18 protein-coding genes are annotated in these 15,885 nt (G+C 59.8%); 13 read left to right on the forward strand and 5 right to left on the reverse strand.

What is annotated here, in order from left to right; genetic code table 11:
- Positions 1–10: 10 nt before the first annotated feature.
- From VF436_RS19510 to VF436_RS19525, 4 genes are all read right to left on the reverse strand, one after another.
- Complete coding sequence (locus VF436_RS19510; RefSeq protein ID WP_330905718.1) at positions 11–2,467, reverse strand: TonB-dependent siderophore receptor; 2,457 nt, start codon at positions 2,465–2,467, stop codon at positions 11–13.
- A gap of 98 nt (positions 2,468–2,565) precedes the next feature.
- On the reverse strand, positions 2,566–3,564 hold the full coding sequence (locus VF436_RS19515; protein ID WP_330905719.1) for a FecR family protein: 999 nt from the start codon (positions 3,562–3,564) through the stop codon (positions 2,566–2,568).
- On the reverse strand, positions 3,564–4,094 hold the full coding sequence (locus VF436_RS19520) for an RNA polymerase sigma factor (RefSeq protein WP_330905720.1): 531 nt from the start codon (positions 4,092–4,094) through the stop codon (positions 3,564–3,566). The genes VF436_RS19515 and VF436_RS19520 overlap by 1 nt, the downstream gene beginning before the upstream one ends.
- 102 nt (positions 4,095–4,196) lie before the next feature.
- Positions 4,197–5,075, reverse strand: a complete 879-nt coding sequence (locus VF436_RS19525; protein WP_330905721.1) for a LysR family transcriptional regulator — start codon at positions 5,073–5,075, stop codon at positions 4,197–4,199.
- Between the two features lie 141 nt (positions 5,076–5,216).
- Between VF436_RS19525 and VF436_RS19530 the strand changes: the two genes are divergently transcribed.
- The 3 genes from VF436_RS19530 to VF436_RS19540 all read left to right on the forward strand — a co-directional run bounded on the left by VF436_RS19530 (position 5,217) and on the right by VF436_RS19540 (position 7,567).
- Complete coding sequence (locus tag VF436_RS19530; RefSeq protein WP_330905722.1) at positions 5,217–5,636, forward strand: cupin domain-containing protein; 420 nt, start codon at positions 5,217–5,219, stop codon at positions 5,634–5,636.
- A 75-nt stretch (positions 5,637–5,711) separates the two neighbouring features.
- Positions 5,712–6,581 (forward strand): LysR family transcriptional regulator, encoded by an 870-nt coding sequence (locus VF436_RS19535; protein WP_330905723.1) that lies wholly within the window; start codon positions 5,712–5,714, stop codon positions 6,579–6,581.
- An 80-nt stretch (positions 6,582–6,661) separates the two neighbouring features.
- On the forward strand, positions 6,662–7,567 hold the full coding sequence (locus VF436_RS19540) for an MBL fold metallo-hydrolase (protein ID WP_330905724.1): 906 nt from the start codon (positions 6,662–6,664) through the stop codon (positions 7,565–7,567).
- Positions 7,568–8,133: 566 nt separating this feature from the next.
- Here the strand turns inward: VF436_RS19540 and VF436_RS19545 are convergent.
- Positions 8,134–8,343 (reverse strand): hypothetical protein, encoded by a 210-nt coding sequence (locus VF436_RS19545; protein ID WP_330905725.1) that lies wholly within the window; start codon positions 8,341–8,343, stop codon positions 8,134–8,136.
- 119 nt (positions 8,344–8,462) lie between these two features.
- On the opposite strand from VF436_RS19545, the gene VF436_RS19550 reads away from it, so the two are divergent.
- From VF436_RS19550 to VF436_RS19595, 10 genes are all read left to right on the forward strand, one after another.
- Positions 8,463–9,041 (forward strand): DUF4255 domain-containing protein, encoded by a 579-nt coding sequence (locus tag VF436_RS19550; protein ID WP_330905726.1) that lies wholly within the window; start codon positions 8,463–8,465, stop codon positions 9,039–9,041.
- 37 nt (positions 9,042–9,078) lie between these two features.
- A complete protein-coding gene (locus VF436_RS19555) occupies positions 9,079–9,858 on the forward strand; it encodes a hypothetical protein (RefSeq protein WP_330905727.1) in 780 nt (259 codons plus the stop codon).
- Positions 9,859–9,879: 21 nt separating this feature from the next.
- Positions 9,880–11,451, forward strand: a complete 1,572-nt coding sequence (locus VF436_RS19560; protein WP_330905728.1) for a phage tail sheath family protein — start codon at positions 9,880–9,882, stop codon at positions 11,449–11,451.
- 68 nt (positions 11,452–11,519) lie between these two features.
- A complete protein-coding gene (locus tag VF436_RS19565; protein ID WP_330905729.1) occupies positions 11,520–11,978 on the forward strand; it encodes a phage tail protein in 459 nt (152 codons plus the stop codon).
- Between the two features lie 14 nt (positions 11,979–11,992).
- Positions 11,993–12,463: a phage tail protein gene (locus tag VF436_RS19570; protein WP_330905730.1), complete on the forward strand. Its 471-nt coding sequence runs from the start codon at positions 11,993–11,995 to the stop codon at positions 12,461–12,463.
- A gap of 9 nt (positions 12,464–12,472) precedes the next feature.
- Entirely contained in the window at positions 12,473–12,673 is a 201-nt protein-coding gene (locus tag VF436_RS19575) for a hypothetical protein (RefSeq protein WP_330905731.1), read from the forward strand.
- Positions 12,674–13,372 carry a hypothetical protein gene (locus VF436_RS19580; RefSeq protein WP_330905732.1) on the forward strand — a complete coding sequence of 233 codons (699 nt, stop codon included), beginning with the start codon at positions 12,674–12,676 and terminating at the stop codon, positions 13,370–13,372. It abuts the gene before it with no gap.
- 3 nt (positions 13,373–13,375) lie between these two features.
- Positions 13,376–15,160, forward strand: a complete 1,785-nt coding sequence (gene vgrG, locus VF436_RS19585; RefSeq protein WP_330905733.1) for a type VI secretion system tip protein VgrG — start codon at positions 13,376–13,378, stop codon at positions 15,158–15,160.
- A 9-nt stretch (positions 15,161–15,169) separates the two neighbouring features.
- Complete coding sequence (locus VF436_RS19590) at positions 15,170–15,469, forward strand: PAAR domain-containing protein (protein ID WP_330905734.1); 300 nt, start codon at positions 15,170–15,172, stop codon at positions 15,467–15,469.
- Positions 15,470–15,471: 2 nt separating this feature from the next.
- Positions 15,472–15,882, forward strand: coding sequence for a GPW/gp25 family protein (locus VF436_RS19595; RefSeq protein ID WP_330905735.1), 411 nt, complete (start codon positions 15,472–15,474; stop codon positions 15,880–15,882).
- Positions 15,883–15,885 lie beyond the last annotated feature (3 nt).

Consider the following 15,885-nt stretch of genomic DNA (forward strand, 5'->3'; position numbering starts at 1 on the left):
GATGATGTTCTCAGAGCGCCTTACGCAAGGTCACCATCGTGTTTCGCGGATCGCCGTAGATGCCGAAGTACGTGGCCGGAACACGCGCGAAATACGCGCGATCGAAGAGGTTGTTGACGGTGAGTGTCAATGACCAGTCGCGATCGAACTGATAACCGACCTGGCCGTCAAATACGGCATAGCCTTTCTGGGTGATCGTTCCGCGTGTGGTGCTGCTGACGATGCGCGCGCCGCCACCGATACGCCACCCATGCGGGTTGTCGCCTTCGAAACGGTACACGCTCCAGAGTTTGAGCGTTTTCTTCGGCTCTTCCGAATCAAAGATCTGCCCCTGACTTGATGTGTCCTTCAGATAGCGTGTGAGCAGGTAAGTGTAGCCGGCCGAAAGATCCCAGCCCGGTAGCATGCGCCCGGTGACCTCCGCTTCCCAGCCTTGGCTCTGCGCCTTGCCTGCCGCGATGAAATAGCCTGGATGACTGGGGTCATCATAGGCGCGGTTCTCGTCGCGAAGGCGGAAGGCGGCAAGCGTGGCGCTCAAGCGGCCATCCATGAAATCACTTTTCAGGCCGGTTTCATATTGCTTGCCAGTTCGCGGCTTGAGCGTGCCTCCACCGAACACTAGGTTATTCTGCGGTACGAACACCGTGGCGTAGCTGGCGTAGGCCGATAACCACGCATTGATGTCATAGACGACGCCTGCGTAAGGCGAGGCCTTGTGGTCCACGCCCGGATCCTGCACCCAGTTACCCAGGCTGTTTGGCGTGCCATCGCGGCTCTTGTTGCGATAGTCGGTCAACTGGCTACCGAGCAGCACGCTCCAGTCATCGGATGGGCGCAGGCGTACCTCGCCATAGATGCCGTACTGCGTGGTCCTGGTCTGGCTGCGATCGCTGAAGGGAATATCGGGTTCGGCGATGCCGCCCAGGTTCATGACGTCTGCGCCACCGGGGACATCGAACCCGCCGCTGTAATTGTCTTGCGTCTGCCTGGCGTAATTGACGCCGATGACCGCCTGGTGGGTGCGGCCGAACAGTTCGAACGGGCCGGATATATTGGCGTCGGCGCCGATCCAGGTCGCTCGCGTCAACTGGCGCTGCAACCAGTACTGGGCGTGATTGCCGATGGGTGACACCAGCCCATCGATGTAGCCGTACTTGGAGCCATCCTGGATGCCGCGCCGATCGACGTGGACTCGGCCATGCCAGTCACCCCCAAAGTCGTGATCGAGTTCCGCATAGAGATCGTTCATCTGTGGACGGTCATAGCTCCAGTCCGTACCGTAGAACTGCGAGCGTGGGGCATCCAGGCGCACGCCATGCGGCGCAATCGCATAGACCGACTGTCCCCAATCGAGCGGGCCATTATGTTCATGCTGAAACGCCGTGGACAGGGTCAGCAGAGTCGATGGAGACAGGTCGAATTCGACGACGCCATAAGCGAACTGATGGCGCGAGTTGGCCTTGTCGTAGAAGTAGTCATGATCCTGCGCCGAGACCACCATGCGTCCGCGCACCGTACCACTGCGGTTCAATGGCGTACTGCCGTCAACCGTCAACTGATAGTTGTTCCAAGAACCCGCCGACACGCTGCCACCCCAGGTGGCATGATCCTGCGGGCGCTTGCGGATCAGGTTCACCGTGCCTCCCGGGCTGCCCTGGCCTTGCAGGATGCCGGCCGGGCCACGGAAGATCTCGATCCGGTCATACATGGCAAGGTCGAACTGCGACTGGTATTCCAGGCCATTGTTGGCGGGAATGCCGTCAAACTGCACATCGGGCTGATAGCCGCGCGACTGGAAATACGACGTACCCACGCCATAGGGAATAGCGGTGATGCCGGTAGTATGGCTCAGCACGTCATAGACCGTGGCCATGTTCTGGTCGTCCATGCGCTGGCGCGTAATGACCGATACGGAGTTGGGCAACTGCCGCGGTGCGAGTGCCAGTTTGCCGAACGAGGCCTCGTTGGCGGCGTAGCCTTCGGAAATACCCTGGACTTCCATGCCTTCCAGATCCGACACCTTGTCGCCACGTCGCCGGGGCGCCGACGCAGTGCCAACGACTGGAGCCACCGTTCTGACCGGGGGCGACGCCGCTGCCGGCTGACTGCCTCGCTGGATACGTACCGAACCATCCGGGCTGATCCGGTACTCCAGGCCGGAGTGATTCAGAAGACGGTCGAGCGCCTCGCTTGCTGGTAGCCGCGCATCGAGTGCCGAGGCTTGCAGGTCGGTGGTCAGGGCTGCGTCATAGATCAGCACGGTGTCGCTTTGTTCGGCAAAGCGATTCAGGGCCAGGGCCAGGGGGCCGGCCTGGATGTGGAAGTCACGCGGCGCCTGCCAGTTGCCGTCTGGCGAGTCTGTGGCCATGGCAGCGCCGCTCAGGGCCAGCCCCAAGGCCAGCAGTAACTGGCGCACAGTAAAGCGACCTGCTGGCGGAAGATGAGGGGAATGATCGAAAGCTGACATGAAAACCGCCCGTAAGGTAAGGGAATGAGGATCGTTCTCATTCCTAAGACGAGCCAGTTACCTGTTTGAGGATGTCCGCGGGCAAAAATTATTTCCGCTCAGCGCTGGAGCAGGATCAATCCCGCGCCGAGCCGGCTGCTGCGCATGCCCAGGTTGTGCTGGATAGCATCCAGTGCGGCCAAGGGCTCGGTCGTCTTGAACACGCCGCTGACCCGGCGGCTACCGGCCAGGTCATCGAGCAGCAGAATGTGCCCGTCGTAGTAGCGATTGAGTTCGTCCACCACGTCGCGAAGCGGGCGATCGACGAATACCAGGCGTCCACGCATCCAGGCGGTTGCGGCATCCACGTCAGTGGCGCGAACATCGACACGGCCGCCGTCGCCGGGCACTACGGCTTCTTCTCCGGCGTGCACGCGTCGAACTCCCGAAGGCGTGCGTATCTCGACCAGGCCGCTGGCGACGATCACCTGGGTCGATGATCCATGGCTTACCAGTTGGAACGAGGTGCCTATATCCGTGACCACCAGCGAGCCGGCGGTTACCCGGAACGGCCGGGTATCGGCATGTCCGACATCGAAGGACACGGTGCCGGCGAGCACTTTCACTTCGCGCCATTGCGCGTTATCACGAATGGCGATGGCCGAGCCGGTATCCAGGCGCGCGGTGCTGCCGCCGGAGAGGCTTATATCGCGGGTTTCTCCAACTCCCGTGCGCGCATCGGCATGCATCCAGACGTCAACGCGCTGCCATTGCGAATAACCCAGGGCTACCAACACGCATGCCGCGCTGGCGGCGAGTGCCAGCCGGGCCCTTCTCCTCTTTCTGATAGGGGGCCGGGGCGAAATTCGATGCGTATCAGCGCGTCCGGGGGCATAGGGCAGGGAAACCTCATCGAGCGCGCGCCATATCGACATGGCCCGTTGCAGCGCGGGCGCATGTGCGGTGTCCTGTGCCAGCCACGCCATCAAGCGCTCGTGTTCGTGCGGTGACAGATCGCCAGCGTCCAGTCTCAGTGCCCATTGCGCCGCCTGTTCGCGAAGCATGTCGTTGGCGGTTGGCTGCATGGAGCGGGAGGCTGGCCGGAAGATAGCGGGCATTATGCCTCCGCTTCGTCCAGCTTGGCCTGGCAATGAAGCAAGGCCTTGCGCAGGTGCTTTTCCACCATGTTGCGGCTGATGCCCAGGCGCTGCGCAATGTCTTGAGAGCTCAGGTGCTCGAGCTTACGCAGCCGGAATACCTCGCCGCAGCGCGGAGGCAGCTCGGCCACGGCTACGGCCAGTACCTCCAGCCGCTGCTGTGACAGTAATCTGGCCTCGCCGTCGGGCGCGCCATCGACCACGTGTTCGGGCAGGGCGCCACTTTCAACGTGGCGTTCGCGCACTTCACGCTCGCGCAGCCAGTCCATCGACAGGTTGCCGGTCACGCGATAGAGAAAAGCCAGCGGATTTTCAATGGTCGCGTGCTCGTCGAGCGTGGCGATCCTCACGTAGGTTTCCTGCACCACATCGGCGGCATATTCACGAGAGCGAATCCGGCGCTCGGCGAAACGGCGCAGTGAGTCGTAGTTGGCCTGGAGCGCGCGCAGCAAACGACCCCGACCATCTGGCTTGTGGGGGTCCTCATCCACGCCCATCTCCGCGCTGCACCGTGTCACCCTACTCAAATAAGAATAATTATCATTTCATAATTATTGGATGGCGACAAGCCAGTCTCGATGCTGGGTTGCGCCTCAGTCCACTGGGTCGAACAGGCCGCACAGATGGTCGGCGAACGCCCGGACCCGCGGCAGCATATCCGCCCGGGTTGGAAACGTGAGGTTCATGCGGCTGCGCTGCCGGATCGTCTCATCGAGCAAGGCCACGATGTTGCCCTTGTCGATGTCGGCCTGAGCGAACAGCCCTTCAGGCAGGAGCCCGATCCCAAAATCTTGCAGTACCAGATCCCGTGCAAGGAATTGGCTATCTACTTCGATGGCTGGTGCGGGTAAAGTCTGGCCACCGAGCACGGTGCGCTCCAGATAGGCCCGCAATAAAGGCGTCGGCGCAATGAAGCTGGCGATCGCGTCGATGCTGGCGGGTTTACCATGGAGCGCGACCCATTCGGCGCTGGCGTGGAATCGCCAAGAGAATTCGAACAAGGTTCGTTCCACCGAATCCATGCCGGCGGGTGATCCCGCACGAATGGCGATGTCGACGTTCTCACGTACGAGATCCAGTACCGCGTTGGTCAACGTAAGTTCGAAGCGCACCTGTGGATACTGCTGGCGAAATTCGGTGATGGCAGTCGCCAGAATCCTCGTGGGGAAATCCGCCGGTGCAGTAATGCGGATCAGACCTCGCAATACACCCGATTCTCCTCGGACATCCTCCAAAGCGTGCGCCAGCACATCGATCGCACCAGATGCGCTCTCAAACAGGCGGCGGCCTTCATCGGTCAGCGCCAGCGAGCGGGTCGATCGCTTCAGCAGTCGTGTTCCCAGGGTTTCTTCCAGCGCCTTCACCTGAAGACTCACCGTGGAACGAGGCATGCCGATGCGTTGAGCCGCTGAAGAGAAACCCTTGGCACGCACCACCTCGACAAACGTCTGCAATGGATCGAGCTTCAACATTGTCCAGAATTCTGGCTGATCATTCCATGATTGTACGGCTAATCATGCAGACACTTTCTCGTTATATATGACGCTCTTTCCGGCGACAGGCCTCCCATGACTTCCGATCATCCATTTCCTCGTCTTCGTGGTGGCCGCCTGATGGCCGCCGAGCGTGCGACCTTTTCTGGCATCACTGCCGACATCCTGCTGGGTGGCTCACAGGCGCCGCTCACCGTGATGTCGATGCTGGTGGCACCCAGGCAGGGCGCGCCGGCGCACATCTCGTTTGACGAGGACAAGGTCTTTGTCATTGAAAAAGGCAAGCTATTGTTTATGGTTGACGAACTGCGGCTGCTCGTCAAAGCGGGAGAACAGGTCTTCGTCCCGCGCGGCGCGGTGCATGGCTTTACCTGTGCGACCGAGGAACACGCGCGCGTGATCCTGGTGTCATCACCATCGCGACACGATGCGTTTTTCAAAGCCATGGGCCAGTTACCCACGCCGCACACGCCCGAAGCCGTGCAAGCGGTGTGCGAGCGCTTCCGGCAGGCCATCGTCGGGCCGGTGATCGAACTCTGAGCCCGGGTTGACCATGGCTTGCAGGAGGGAGTGCACTCGCGCAAAGTCTCGGTTCCCATCGGCAGGAATCAACGCGTGGAATGGAGTGACGTTCGTATTTTCCTTTCCGTAGCCCGTGAAGGCTCGTTGGGTGCGGCGGCACGTGTGCTTGGGATCAGCCATCCCACGGTGGCGCGCCGCGTGCGTGCGCTGGAGCAAGCGGTGGATCAGCCCCTGCTGCAACGCCACCAGGACGGTGTACTACTTACCGATGCCGGCATGAATGTTCTCAGGCTGGCTCAGGATATGGAGGCATCCGCGCTGGCGTTTCAACGCCGTATTGCCGGCGCGGAAGGCCCGGTGGGTGCCTTGCGTATCTCCTCGGCGGACTGGTTTGCCACCTATGTGCTGCCACCGGTCATGGAATGCCTCATCGACGAACATCCCGGTATCGTGCCAGAGCTGCAAGTCAGTTCGCGGCTTTACGATCTGTCTCGTCAGGAAGCGGACGTGGTTTTCCGGGTCGTGCCATTCGAGGAGCCTGGTGTCGTGCAATGCCGGCTCATGCGTATCGACTACGGGCTATACGCGGGGCAAGGTGTCGCGACACCCATCGTGGGTGATGGCAGCCTGAACAAGCTCATTCTGATGGATGCTTCCGAGCATCGCTACCCCGAGATCGACTGGCTACGGCAGGTATTGCCGCACGCGAAGACGTCGGCCATCTCCAATCATCGAGCCTTGCAGGCGCGCTTGTGCCGGCAGGGCCTCGGGCTTGCCGTGCTACCGCGCGTCGTTGGCGACGCGACTGCCGGGTTGACGTTGCTTGATCTTGGTCAGCCACCGCCATCGCGACACATCTGGATGGGCTACCACGAGGACATGCGTGGTCTGGACCGAGTGCGCGCGTTGGCATCGATTGCCCAGCGCTTGCTGGGCGGGGAGAGCGCCTGTGAACAAAGCTGAAAGGGTGGCGCACATGCCTGTCAGTAGGCGCGAGTGACAACCGCGCGCACGCTATGCGCTCCTTCATCTGGAGCTTTCATATGTGCGGTGACCATCATGCCTTGTCCTTGCGCCGGGGCAACCATCATTCGCAGCTAGCAACTGGCCCCGGGATTCATCGTTTGTTACTGGGGGAAGCAACCGTTGTCGTGCTATGCGATGGGCACTTTTTACTGTCCACGCCTGAGGTATTGCGCGGCGATACCAGCCCCCTGGATGGTTTGTTGGCACGAGCGGGCTTGGAAGAACTCGTACCCAGCCACGTCAATGCATTCCTGATCGATACCGGCGACAAGCGGATACTCATCGATGCCGGAGCCGGCGATCTACAGGGTTCGACCCTGGGCGACATGGCCAGGCGATTGCTTGCGGCCGGATACAGCGTCGGGGATATCGACACCGTACTAGTGACGCACTTGCATCCCGACCACATCGGAGGCCTGACGCGAAGCGGTGAGGCCGTGTTCGAGCGCGCACGGATCCATGTGTCACGCGCCGAGGCGGCATTCTGGCTCGAACGTGGTTCGGCCGACGGCGTGGATGGCAGCGTGCGAGCTACCTTCGCCGATGCAAGGAAAGTGCTGGCACCGTACATCGCAACCGATCGACTGCGCCTGTTCGACGCGCAAGCTTCCTGGCATGGCTGTATCAACGCACTGGCGCTTCCGGGGCATACGCATGGTCACACAGGATTTCGGCTGCGCACAGGCAAGCAGGACGTCCTGTTCTGCGGTGACCTCTTTCACGTCGCCGCCGTGCAACTGGCCGATCCTGGCGTAACGGTCTGCTATGACAGCGAGCCGGCCCAGGCAAAGGCAACGCGTGTCGCATTTCTCAAGGAAGCCGCGCATCGCGGCGATTGCATTGCCGCGGCGCATGCGCCGTTCCCCGGGCTTGGCATCGTATGCCGCGAAGGAGACGGCTACGTGTGGCAGCCGGCGGCATGATGCGGGGAAGGGCGCAATCATGTGTGTGGCCTGTGGCGCCGATCAGGCAAGCAATACGTACAGGATCAGGTCGATTTCCTTTTTCGTGACAGTTGGCCCGCCCAGTGCGGAATAGCCAACAAAGGCCCGGTACAACCAACGTCCCGGGGTCTGGGCGTCACGTTTGGATCGGCCTGCGCCGAATATGTTGGCTGCTTGTTCTGCAGCAAGGTGTCGTCAGCTGAGTAAACAGCGATTGCAGCATTAACCGTTAAGAATTTTTTCTCATGTCGTGGCAGGCTGGCGCCAAATGGCGATGTTTTTAACCGGGAATCGAAGTTAGGATGCCTGAATTAAATTTTGAGCCGTGAATACCAGTTGTCTTGATGGCCCTCGGCAACGATCACAGAAAATAGTGATTGGCGCGTTGAAAAAGGCTCGACTAGTGGATATTTCTTATCGGATATGAGGGCTGCGTAGTGCTACTGCGCGGCTCGTCATCCGATTGGGTATTTTTCCTGGGGTGAGGCTGACTACGGCGACAGTCTGGTATAGCTACGAAGCTCCTTGCATGTATGACAAGGCTTTTAAGCGGCGAGATTGCGTTCTGCCATGGCCACGCCATATTGAGCGTGCGGCTTTAGAAGCTTGCGAGACGCTGTCGAATGATGACGCGCCCACCATCCTTCACGACCTCGCATCATTTTGCGAGCCGCATCACTTTGCCTGTCGCTGGCGATGAATATCAGCAAATTGCCGATAGGGTCGTCGTAGCCGCAACGGTAACCTGTATTCACGCATCCATGACGTCCTGATCCGGCGCGTATCACGGCATCCGGCTCAGGAGATTGTCTTTCCCGTCATGCGTTGCGCGATCTGGCGCCCCTCAGGGCGCCGTCTGAAACAGGGGCTAACGGTGATCGATCGCGCGCTGGAACATCTGGCGACACATCTCAATGGTCACTTTCGGAGGCAATTCCAGGTGGCCGAGGACATGGTTGTCGTGAGTAACCTGCAGGAAGTCGGCGGTGCTGCGGTGGCCTCGTCCGCGAATCGGCTGGTGTTGTTTCTCAGTGGCATCGAGCGCGACACCCTGGCGCATCGCGCCGGTACCGTGCCCACGGCGCCGCAGCATGGCGTGCTTCAGAAGGTTATGCCGGTCTATCTCAATCTGTTGGTGATGTGCGCGGCCAATTTCAGCGGCACGCATTACCCGGAAGCCTTGAAGTTCCTGGCAAGCACGATTGCGTTCTTCCAGGGCAATGCTGTGTTCGATCACCAGAATACGCCCGATATGGATCGCAGGTTGGAGCGTCTGGCTCTCAATATGGAGAACCTCAGCAGCCAGGAGATGCATAGTCTTTGGAGCATCCACGGAGGGCGCTATCTGCCGTCGGCATTGTTTCGTGTGCGCCTGGTAACCCTCGATAGCGACGCTATTCGTGGTCGTGCGCCTGCCGCTACAGGTACCGACGTCGGGGCGGTGCAGTCATGACGACCCGGTGCATTCATCCGCTGGGAGCGTGCTAGCCATGCAGCGCTACCGTATCCTGGCTCGGGTTGACGTCAGTCACGACTATTTTGCTGATGGTGACGCGCGCGGTCTGCGTTTCACGCCGCAGGCCGATACCGCAACATTTCTCAAGCGTTTCGACATGCTTTTGCGAAGCGATAGCCGTAGCCTGGTCGTCAGTGTCGAGGAGTCGAAGCTGCCAGGCATCTGGAGCGAGCGCCAGGAAGGAGAGGCGATCCGAAGTTTGTGTTTTGATGTGCACTCGGTCGATCCTTCGAGCGCGTATTACACTGACGTAGCCGATACAGGGGAATCCTCAGCGGAGGAGGGCGGTATTCGCCCGGTGCCTCTGCTTGAACCTCGCGCGCAGTTATCGCCGCCATTGGCCATCATGGGCTTGCCGTTGCTGTCCTCGCCAGATATTGGCTTTGATGATTGGACGAAAGAGCAAAGCCATTATCGCCTTCGGCTGATCAGTCGTCGCACGATCTGGAAATACCTGCTGGTCGGAGAATGGCGCGGCCGCACGCTATCCATCGTCGACCAGCGTGGCGAAGTGCAATTCACGCCGCCACAAGCCGAACGTCTGCCTGATGGGCAGACGGTGCTGGTGGCGCGCTCCACTGTTCCGATTGCTCTACAGGAGCGACCCACGCAACGTTTCCAGTTGCGTGACGTGACTGAAGCGCCTGAACGCGTATTGATTTCAAGATTGCCAGGCGCCCAGCCGCAGCGCCTGTGGCGTGAAATGCTGGGCGGCCAGCCGACCACCGTGTCGGAAATCTTTGTCCATAGCTAACCCACTGACAGGAGCCCACCGATGGGTGCAATGAAGACACCGGGTGTCTATATCGTCGAAAAGAATGCATTTCCCAACTCGGTGGTGGAAGTGGCTACCGCCGTGCCTGCATTCATCGGACACACCGAGAAAGCCGACAATCGCAACAAGCCTCTCACGCTCAAGCCGTGGCGCATCAGTTCCATGGCCGAGTTCCACCAGTATTTCGGCATGGGTCCCAACCCGCGCTTCAATATCGTCGAAAAATCCGATCCATCCGCATTGGCCGATTTCAAGGCGCCAGGCAAGGACGACAAGCTCACCGAATACGTGGTCGAGCAAGCCGAAGGCAAGGACGGCGGAAGCTACATGTTGTACAACGCGATGCGCCATTTCTTCCAGAATGGCGGTGGCCCGTGTTACATCGTTTCGGTAGGCGATTATGAGTCAGATCTGGACCCGGACAATTTCAACAAGGGCATCAACGAGCTTCTGAAGGAACAGGAGCCGACGATGGTGGTCATTCCCGAGGCCGTGCTGCTCAAGGAACCGGACTGCATCAGCTTGCAGCAGAATATGCTCGCCCATTGCGGCGAGAAGATGAAGAACCGTGTCGCCATTCTCGATGTTTGGGGTGGCTACAAGCCGCGCAACGATCCCGATGGCGATCCGATCGACCAGTTCCGTAACGGACTGGGCATCAATTTCCTCAATTACGCTGCCGCTTATTATCCCTGGCTCAATACCACGGTGGTCGGCGAGAAAGAGTTGAGCTACGAGAACATCGCCTCGGCCGATGTCCTGCAAGCCTTGCTTCGCAGTGATTTGAACCTGCCCGAGACTGCGCCAGACAAGGCCACGCTCAAGGAGAAGGAGCAGATCCAGGCGATTGCGGACATCACCAAGGATTGGAGCGCGGGTGATCCCAAGCCGTCGAGCGATGCCATCCTGGCCAACAAGGCGCTATTGAACAAGACCCTCAGCACGATCAGCCCGATGTTCAATACCATCATGGAACTGGTGCGTACCAAGCTGAATCTGCTGCCGCCCAGTGCGGCGATGGCCGGCGTCTATACGATGGTCGACAACAGCCGCGGCGTCTGGCGCGCTCCGGCCAATGTCAGTCTGGCTGGCGTGGTTTCACCTTCGGTGAGTATTTCGTCGGTTGACCAGGAAGACCTCAACGTCACCACGCAGGGTAAGTCGATCAACGCTATTCGAACCTTCGTGGGCGAAGGCGTGTTGGTATGGGGTGCTCGTACCCTCGATGGCAACAGTCTCGACTGGCGTTACATCAACGTGCGCCGCACGATGATCATGCTGGAGGAGTCCTGCCGCCTGGCGGCCAAGGCCCTGGTGTTCGAGCCCAACGTTGCCAACACCTGGGTGACCATCAAGAGCATGATCCAGAACTTCCTCACCAGTATCTGGAAGCGTGGTGGCCTGGCCGGTGCCATCCCGGAAGACGCTTTCAGCGTGTTCTGCGGGCTGGGCGAAACGATGACGCCCAACGACATCCTCGAAGGCATCCTGCGCGTGACGGTACTGGTCGCCATGGTGCGTCCGGCCGAGTTCATCGAAATCACGTTCCAGCAGCAGATGCAGAAATCGTGATCGGGCGCGGGCGCGTCGTGCGATGACGCCCGCGGTATTACCAAATTTCGCATTGACGGAGTGTCACCATGGCAGATGATGGTTCGCAACAGTCACCCAATATATGGCCGATGCCCAAGTTCTACTTCGAAGTGAAGTGGGACTCGGCCGTGATGTCCTTCGAGGAAGTGTCCGGCCTGGATGCCGAATCGCAGCCGATCGAATACAGGCATGGCGATAGCCCGGTATTCGCTCCCATCAAGATGCCCGGGCTGAAGAAGTACGGCAACATCACGATGAAGAAGGGTGTGTTCAAGGGCGACAACAAGTTCTGGGACTGGTTCAACCAGATCAAGATGAATACGATCAAGCGTGTTCCGGTCACTATCAGCCTGCTCGATGAGTCGGGCAAGCCGACCATGGTCTGGACCTTGACCAATGCGTGGCCGAGCAAGATTACCGGCACCGATCTGAAAGCCCAGGGCAACGAAGTGGCGATCGAGTCGATCGAGGTCGTGCACGAAGGCCTGACCATCGCCAACGGCTAAGGCGAGATCGCGGCATGAGTGGGCAGGCTGGTTTGTCGGATGCGTTCTTTCCGGTTGCATTTCAATTCACCGTCAGTCTTGGTGCAGTACCCACGGGTATCGATAGTTCCTTTCAGGAGGTATCGGGGCTGGAGCAGACGATGGATGTGGAGGAACTTCGCGAAGGCGGCGAAAACCGGTTCGTGCACCAACTGCCTAAGGGCGTGCAACAGAAGAAGCTGATGCTCAAGCGCGGCGTGACCGCGCTGAGTTCTCCGCTGATTGCCTGGTGCAAGGCCACGCTGGAAGGGGGATTGACCATGCCGATCGTGTTGATGCCTCTGACCATCAGCCTGCTCGACGGTTCGGGGCTCCCGGTACGCATCTGGCTGTACAACAACGCTTATCCGGTTCGCTGGGACATTGATGCCTTCAATTCCACCAAGAACGAGGTGGCCGTGGAGACGATCGAGCTGGCTTACCAATACGCCCAACGCATGCTTTGAGGGAGCGTCATGACGCTGGAAATTCGCCAGATGGTCATCAAGTCGAATATTGACAAGGCGGCCGACAAGAAGAAGTCGGCCGCTGATGCAAAGGCGGGCGATTGCAGCTGCGATGACGGCGACTGCGGTGGCAAGCAACCGTCGGGCGACGAAGGTCTGCGTTTGCGCAGCGCGTTGTTGGCTGAGCTCGAACGGCTGCGGGAGCGATAGATGTCTATTGTTCCCAGCCTTGCGGGCAAGAAGGCCTCGCTCAAGATCACCGCGTGTTCCATGCAGGGTGACAGCCCATCGCCCGATCCTTCCCGGGCGGTGTCGCTGCTGATCAATCCCTCCGAGCTGAGTTTCAAACGAAAGGTGGATTTCAGCGGATGCGTTCCCCTCGGTGATCCGGGCAGCGGCCGCAACTTCAATCGCGTGATGCCGGATGAGCTGAGCTTCTCCACCACATTCGACGGCACGGGCGTCGTTCCAGTGCCACTGGGCATGAACCTGAAGCCGGAAGTCGAGGATCAGTTGAACGACCTGATGGCGGTCGTGGCCTACGACGGCACCGAGCACCAGCCGGATGTCGTCCAGATCGTCTGGGGAACGCTGCTGTTCGAGGGTCGGCTGACTGATATCGATGTCGACTACACGCTGTTCCGGCCGAGTGGCGCTCCCTTGCGCGCCAAGGTAAATCTCGCCTTCCAGGGTTACAAATCCAAACAGGAGGCGATACTGGAGGCGGGTCTTTCGTCGCCTGATCTCAGCCATGCGGTTGTGGTGCGGGACGGTGACACCTTGCCCCTGCTATGCCATCGCATCTATGGCGATAGCCACTATTACGCCGAAGTGGCCCGATTCAATGGATTGCCTGGTTTCCGTGCGCTACGGCCTGGCATGACCTTGCATTTCCCCCCCTTGGACTGAGCTATGGCCGAGTCCAATACCAACACCGATGGGGTGGTCACCGTCACGCTTACGGTCAATGGGCAGACCTTGAGTGTCGAGCCGGTGGTCTCCGTCATCGTTCGCCGTGCCATCAATCGCATTCCATGGGCAGAGATTGTCCTGAGCGACGGCAACATGCCCACGGGTGACTTTCCACTGAGCGACGGTGCCAATTTCACGCCAGGATCGGAGATAACCATCAATGCCGGGTTCGGTACGACGACGCAACCGCTGTTCAGTGGCATCGTCGTGCGCCATGGCGTAAAGATCGATAGTGGCAACAATTCGCGTCTCATCCTGGAATGCAGGGACAAGGCCACCAAGATGACCATCGGTCGTCGCAACGCCAATTATCTGCAACAGAAAGATAGCGACATCATTTCCACGTTGATCAGCGGGCAGGGTCTTTCCGCCGACGTGACTGCCACGACCGTCCAGTACGACGAACTCGTTCAGTTCTATTGCAGCGACTGGGACTTCATGCTTTCGCGTGCGGAAATCAACGGATTGCTGGTCAACGTCGATGATGGAAAGGTCAGTGTCAAGGCACCGAGCACTTCCGGTTCGGCGTCCCTGACGGTTACCTGGGGTACGGATCTGCTCGCATTCGAGGCGGATATCGATGCGCGAACCCAATTGACCGCGGTCCAAGCCACCTCCTGGGATCCCAAGCAACAGGCCATCGCGCAGGGCGATTCTGCCAGCCCCACCACGCTCAATGAGCAGGGTAACCTGAGCGGCACCACGCTCGCTGGCGTGACCAGCCCATCCACTTATGGTTTGCAGAGCGGTGCCACGCAACCGCTTGATACCCTCAATGCGTGGGCCAAGGCCATGCAGCAGAAGGCTACCTTGGCACGCATTCGCGGCAGCCTGGGTATCCTAGGCAATGCCAGCGTGGTCCCCGATAGCCTGCTCGAGGTCAAGGGCGTAGGCGCGCGCTTCAGCGGAACGGTCTACGTGGCTGCCGCCGAACATCGCATCAACGGCGGCAATTGGACGACCCAGGTCGAGTTTGGCCTGAATCCGCAATGGCATGTTGAACGTGATGACGTGATGGCGCCGGTCAACGGTGGGCTGTTGCCTGGTGTCAGCGGACTGCAGATTGGCGTCGTGCTCAAACTCGATGGCGATCCAGAAGGCGAGCAGCGCATTCAGGTCGAAGTGCCGGTCTTGCAGGCACAGACCCAGGGTATCTGGGCACGTCTGTTGCAGTTTTATGCATCGAATACATTTGGCGCCTTCTTCCTACCCGAAGTCGGCGACGAGGTGCTGCTGGGTTATCTCAATGGGGACCCCAGTCATCCGGTGGTCCTGGGATCGCTCTACAGCAGTGCCCGCGCACCTGCCTACACCATCGAGGCGGCCAACAATACCAAGGCCATCGTCACGCGCTGCCTGCACAAGATCGAGTTCAACGAACAGGACAAGATCATCACGGTGATCACGCCGGGTAACAACCAGATGGTGCTGGACGACAAGAACCAATCCATCACCGTGCAGGATCAGCACAACAACAGCATCACCCTGTCCAGTAGTGGTATCGCGCTGGTCAGCCAGTCTGACATCAAGCTCACCGCCCAGGGCAGCGTCACCATTACCGCTAATGCGAATATCAGTGCCACCGCGCAGGCCGATGTGAAAGTTGCGGGTCTCAACGTCAGCTGCGAAGCCCAGGTCGGCTTTACCGGAAAGGGTTCGGCAACTGCTGAACTGTCTGCGGCAGGCCAGACCAGCGTCAAGGGCGCCATGGTCATGATCAACTGAGGACATCGCATGCCGCCCGCCGCCCGCCTCACCGATATGCATACCTGCCCGATGGTCACGCCGGGCCTGCCACCGATCCCGCATGTGGGCGGTCCGATCGTGGGCCCCGGTGTCCCTACGGTGCTGATCTGCAATTTGCCGGCCTCTGTGGTGGGTGACAACGCAGTTTGCGTGGGTCCGCCGGACGTGATCGTCAAGGGCTCGGCCACGGTTTTGATTGGCAGCCGTCCGGCCGCGCGCATCGGGGACACCACCGCGCACGGCGGCGCCATCGTGCTTGGCTGTCCCACCGTGATCATCGGAGGCTGACGATGGAGAATTTCCTTGGACGTGGCTGGAGTTTTCCTCCCCGCTTCGATCCTCGCAGCAAGGATGCGGTGATGGTGGCCGGTGCCGACGATATCGCCGAGAGCCTGTTTATCCTGCTTTCGACCAATCCGGGCGAGCGGGTGATGCTTCCCGCGTATGGCTGCGGGTTACGGCGCATGGTGTTCGAGGAAATCAGTGAGCAGACCATCACCGAGATGAAGGACATCATTCGCAAGGCCATCCTGTTTTTCGAGCCACGCGTCATCTTGAATCGAATCGATGCCCAGGTGGTCGATCCGCTGGATGGCCGGCTTGACCTGTTGATCGATTACACGATTCGCACCACCAACACGCGCCACAACCTGGTCTATCCGTTCTATCTGCACCAGGCCACTCATCCGGTTCGCACCTGAGGC

The sequence above is a fragment of the Dyella sp. genome (assembly GCF_036384435.1).
Taxonomy (GTDB): Bacteria; Pseudomonadota; Gammaproteobacteria; order Xanthomonadales; family Rhodanobacteraceae; genus GSA-30.

Excerpts from the sequence above, each read along its gene's own strand:
- VF436_RS19565 (WP_330905729.1), top strand. The coding sequence starts at position 11,520 with ATGGCAGATGATGGTTCGCAACAGTCACCCAATATATGGCCGATGCCC.
- VF436_RS19525 (WP_330905721.1), bottom strand. The coding sequence starts at position 5,075 with ATGTTGAAGCTCGATCCATTGCAGACGTTTGTCGAGGTGGTGCGTGCC.
- VF436_RS19540 (WP_330905724.1), top strand. The coding sequence starts at position 6,662 with ATGTGCGGTGACCATCATGCCTTGTCCTTGCGCCGGGGCAACCATCAT.
- VF436_RS19530 (WP_330905722.1), top strand. The coding sequence starts at position 5,217 with ATGGCCGCCGAGCGTGCGACCTTTTCTGGCATCACTGCCGACATCCTG.
- VF436_RS19590 (WP_330905734.1), top strand. The coding sequence starts at position 15,170 with ATGCCGCCCGCCGCCCGCCTCACCGATATGCATACCTGCCCGATGGTC.
- VF436_RS19570 (WP_330905730.1), top strand. The coding sequence starts at position 11,993 with ATGAGTGGGCAGGCTGGTTTGTCGGATGCGTTCTTTCCGGTTGCATTT.
- VF436_RS19560 (WP_330905728.1), top strand. The coding sequence starts at position 9,880 with ATGGGTGCAATGAAGACACCGGGTGTCTATATCGTCGAAAAGAATGCA.
- VF436_RS19595 (WP_330905735.1), top strand. The coding sequence starts at position 15,472 with ATGGAGAATTTCCTTGGACGTGGCTGGAGTTTTCCTCCCCGCTTCGAT.
- VF436_RS19575 (WP_330905731.1), top strand. The coding sequence starts at position 12,473 with ATGACGCTGGAAATTCGCCAGATGGTCATCAAGTCGAATATTGACAAG.
- VF436_RS19510 (WP_330905718.1), bottom strand. The coding sequence starts at position 2,467 with ATGTCAGCTTTCGATCATTCCCCTCATCTTCCGCCAGCAGGTCGCTTT.
- vgrG (WP_330905733.1), top strand. The coding sequence starts at position 13,376 with ATGGCCGAGTCCAATACCAACACCGATGGGGTGGTCACCGTCACGCTT.
- VF436_RS19580 (WP_330905732.1), top strand. The coding sequence starts at position 12,674 with ATGTCTATTGTTCCCAGCCTTGCGGGCAAGAAGGCCTCGCTCAAGATC.
- VF436_RS19555 (WP_330905727.1), top strand. The coding sequence starts at position 9,079 with ATGCAGCGCTACCGTATCCTGGCTCGGGTTGACGTCAGTCACGACTAT.
- VF436_RS19515 (WP_330905719.1), bottom strand. The coding sequence starts at position 3,564 with ATGCCCGCTATCTTCCGGCCAGCCTCCCGCTCCATGCAGCCAACCGCC.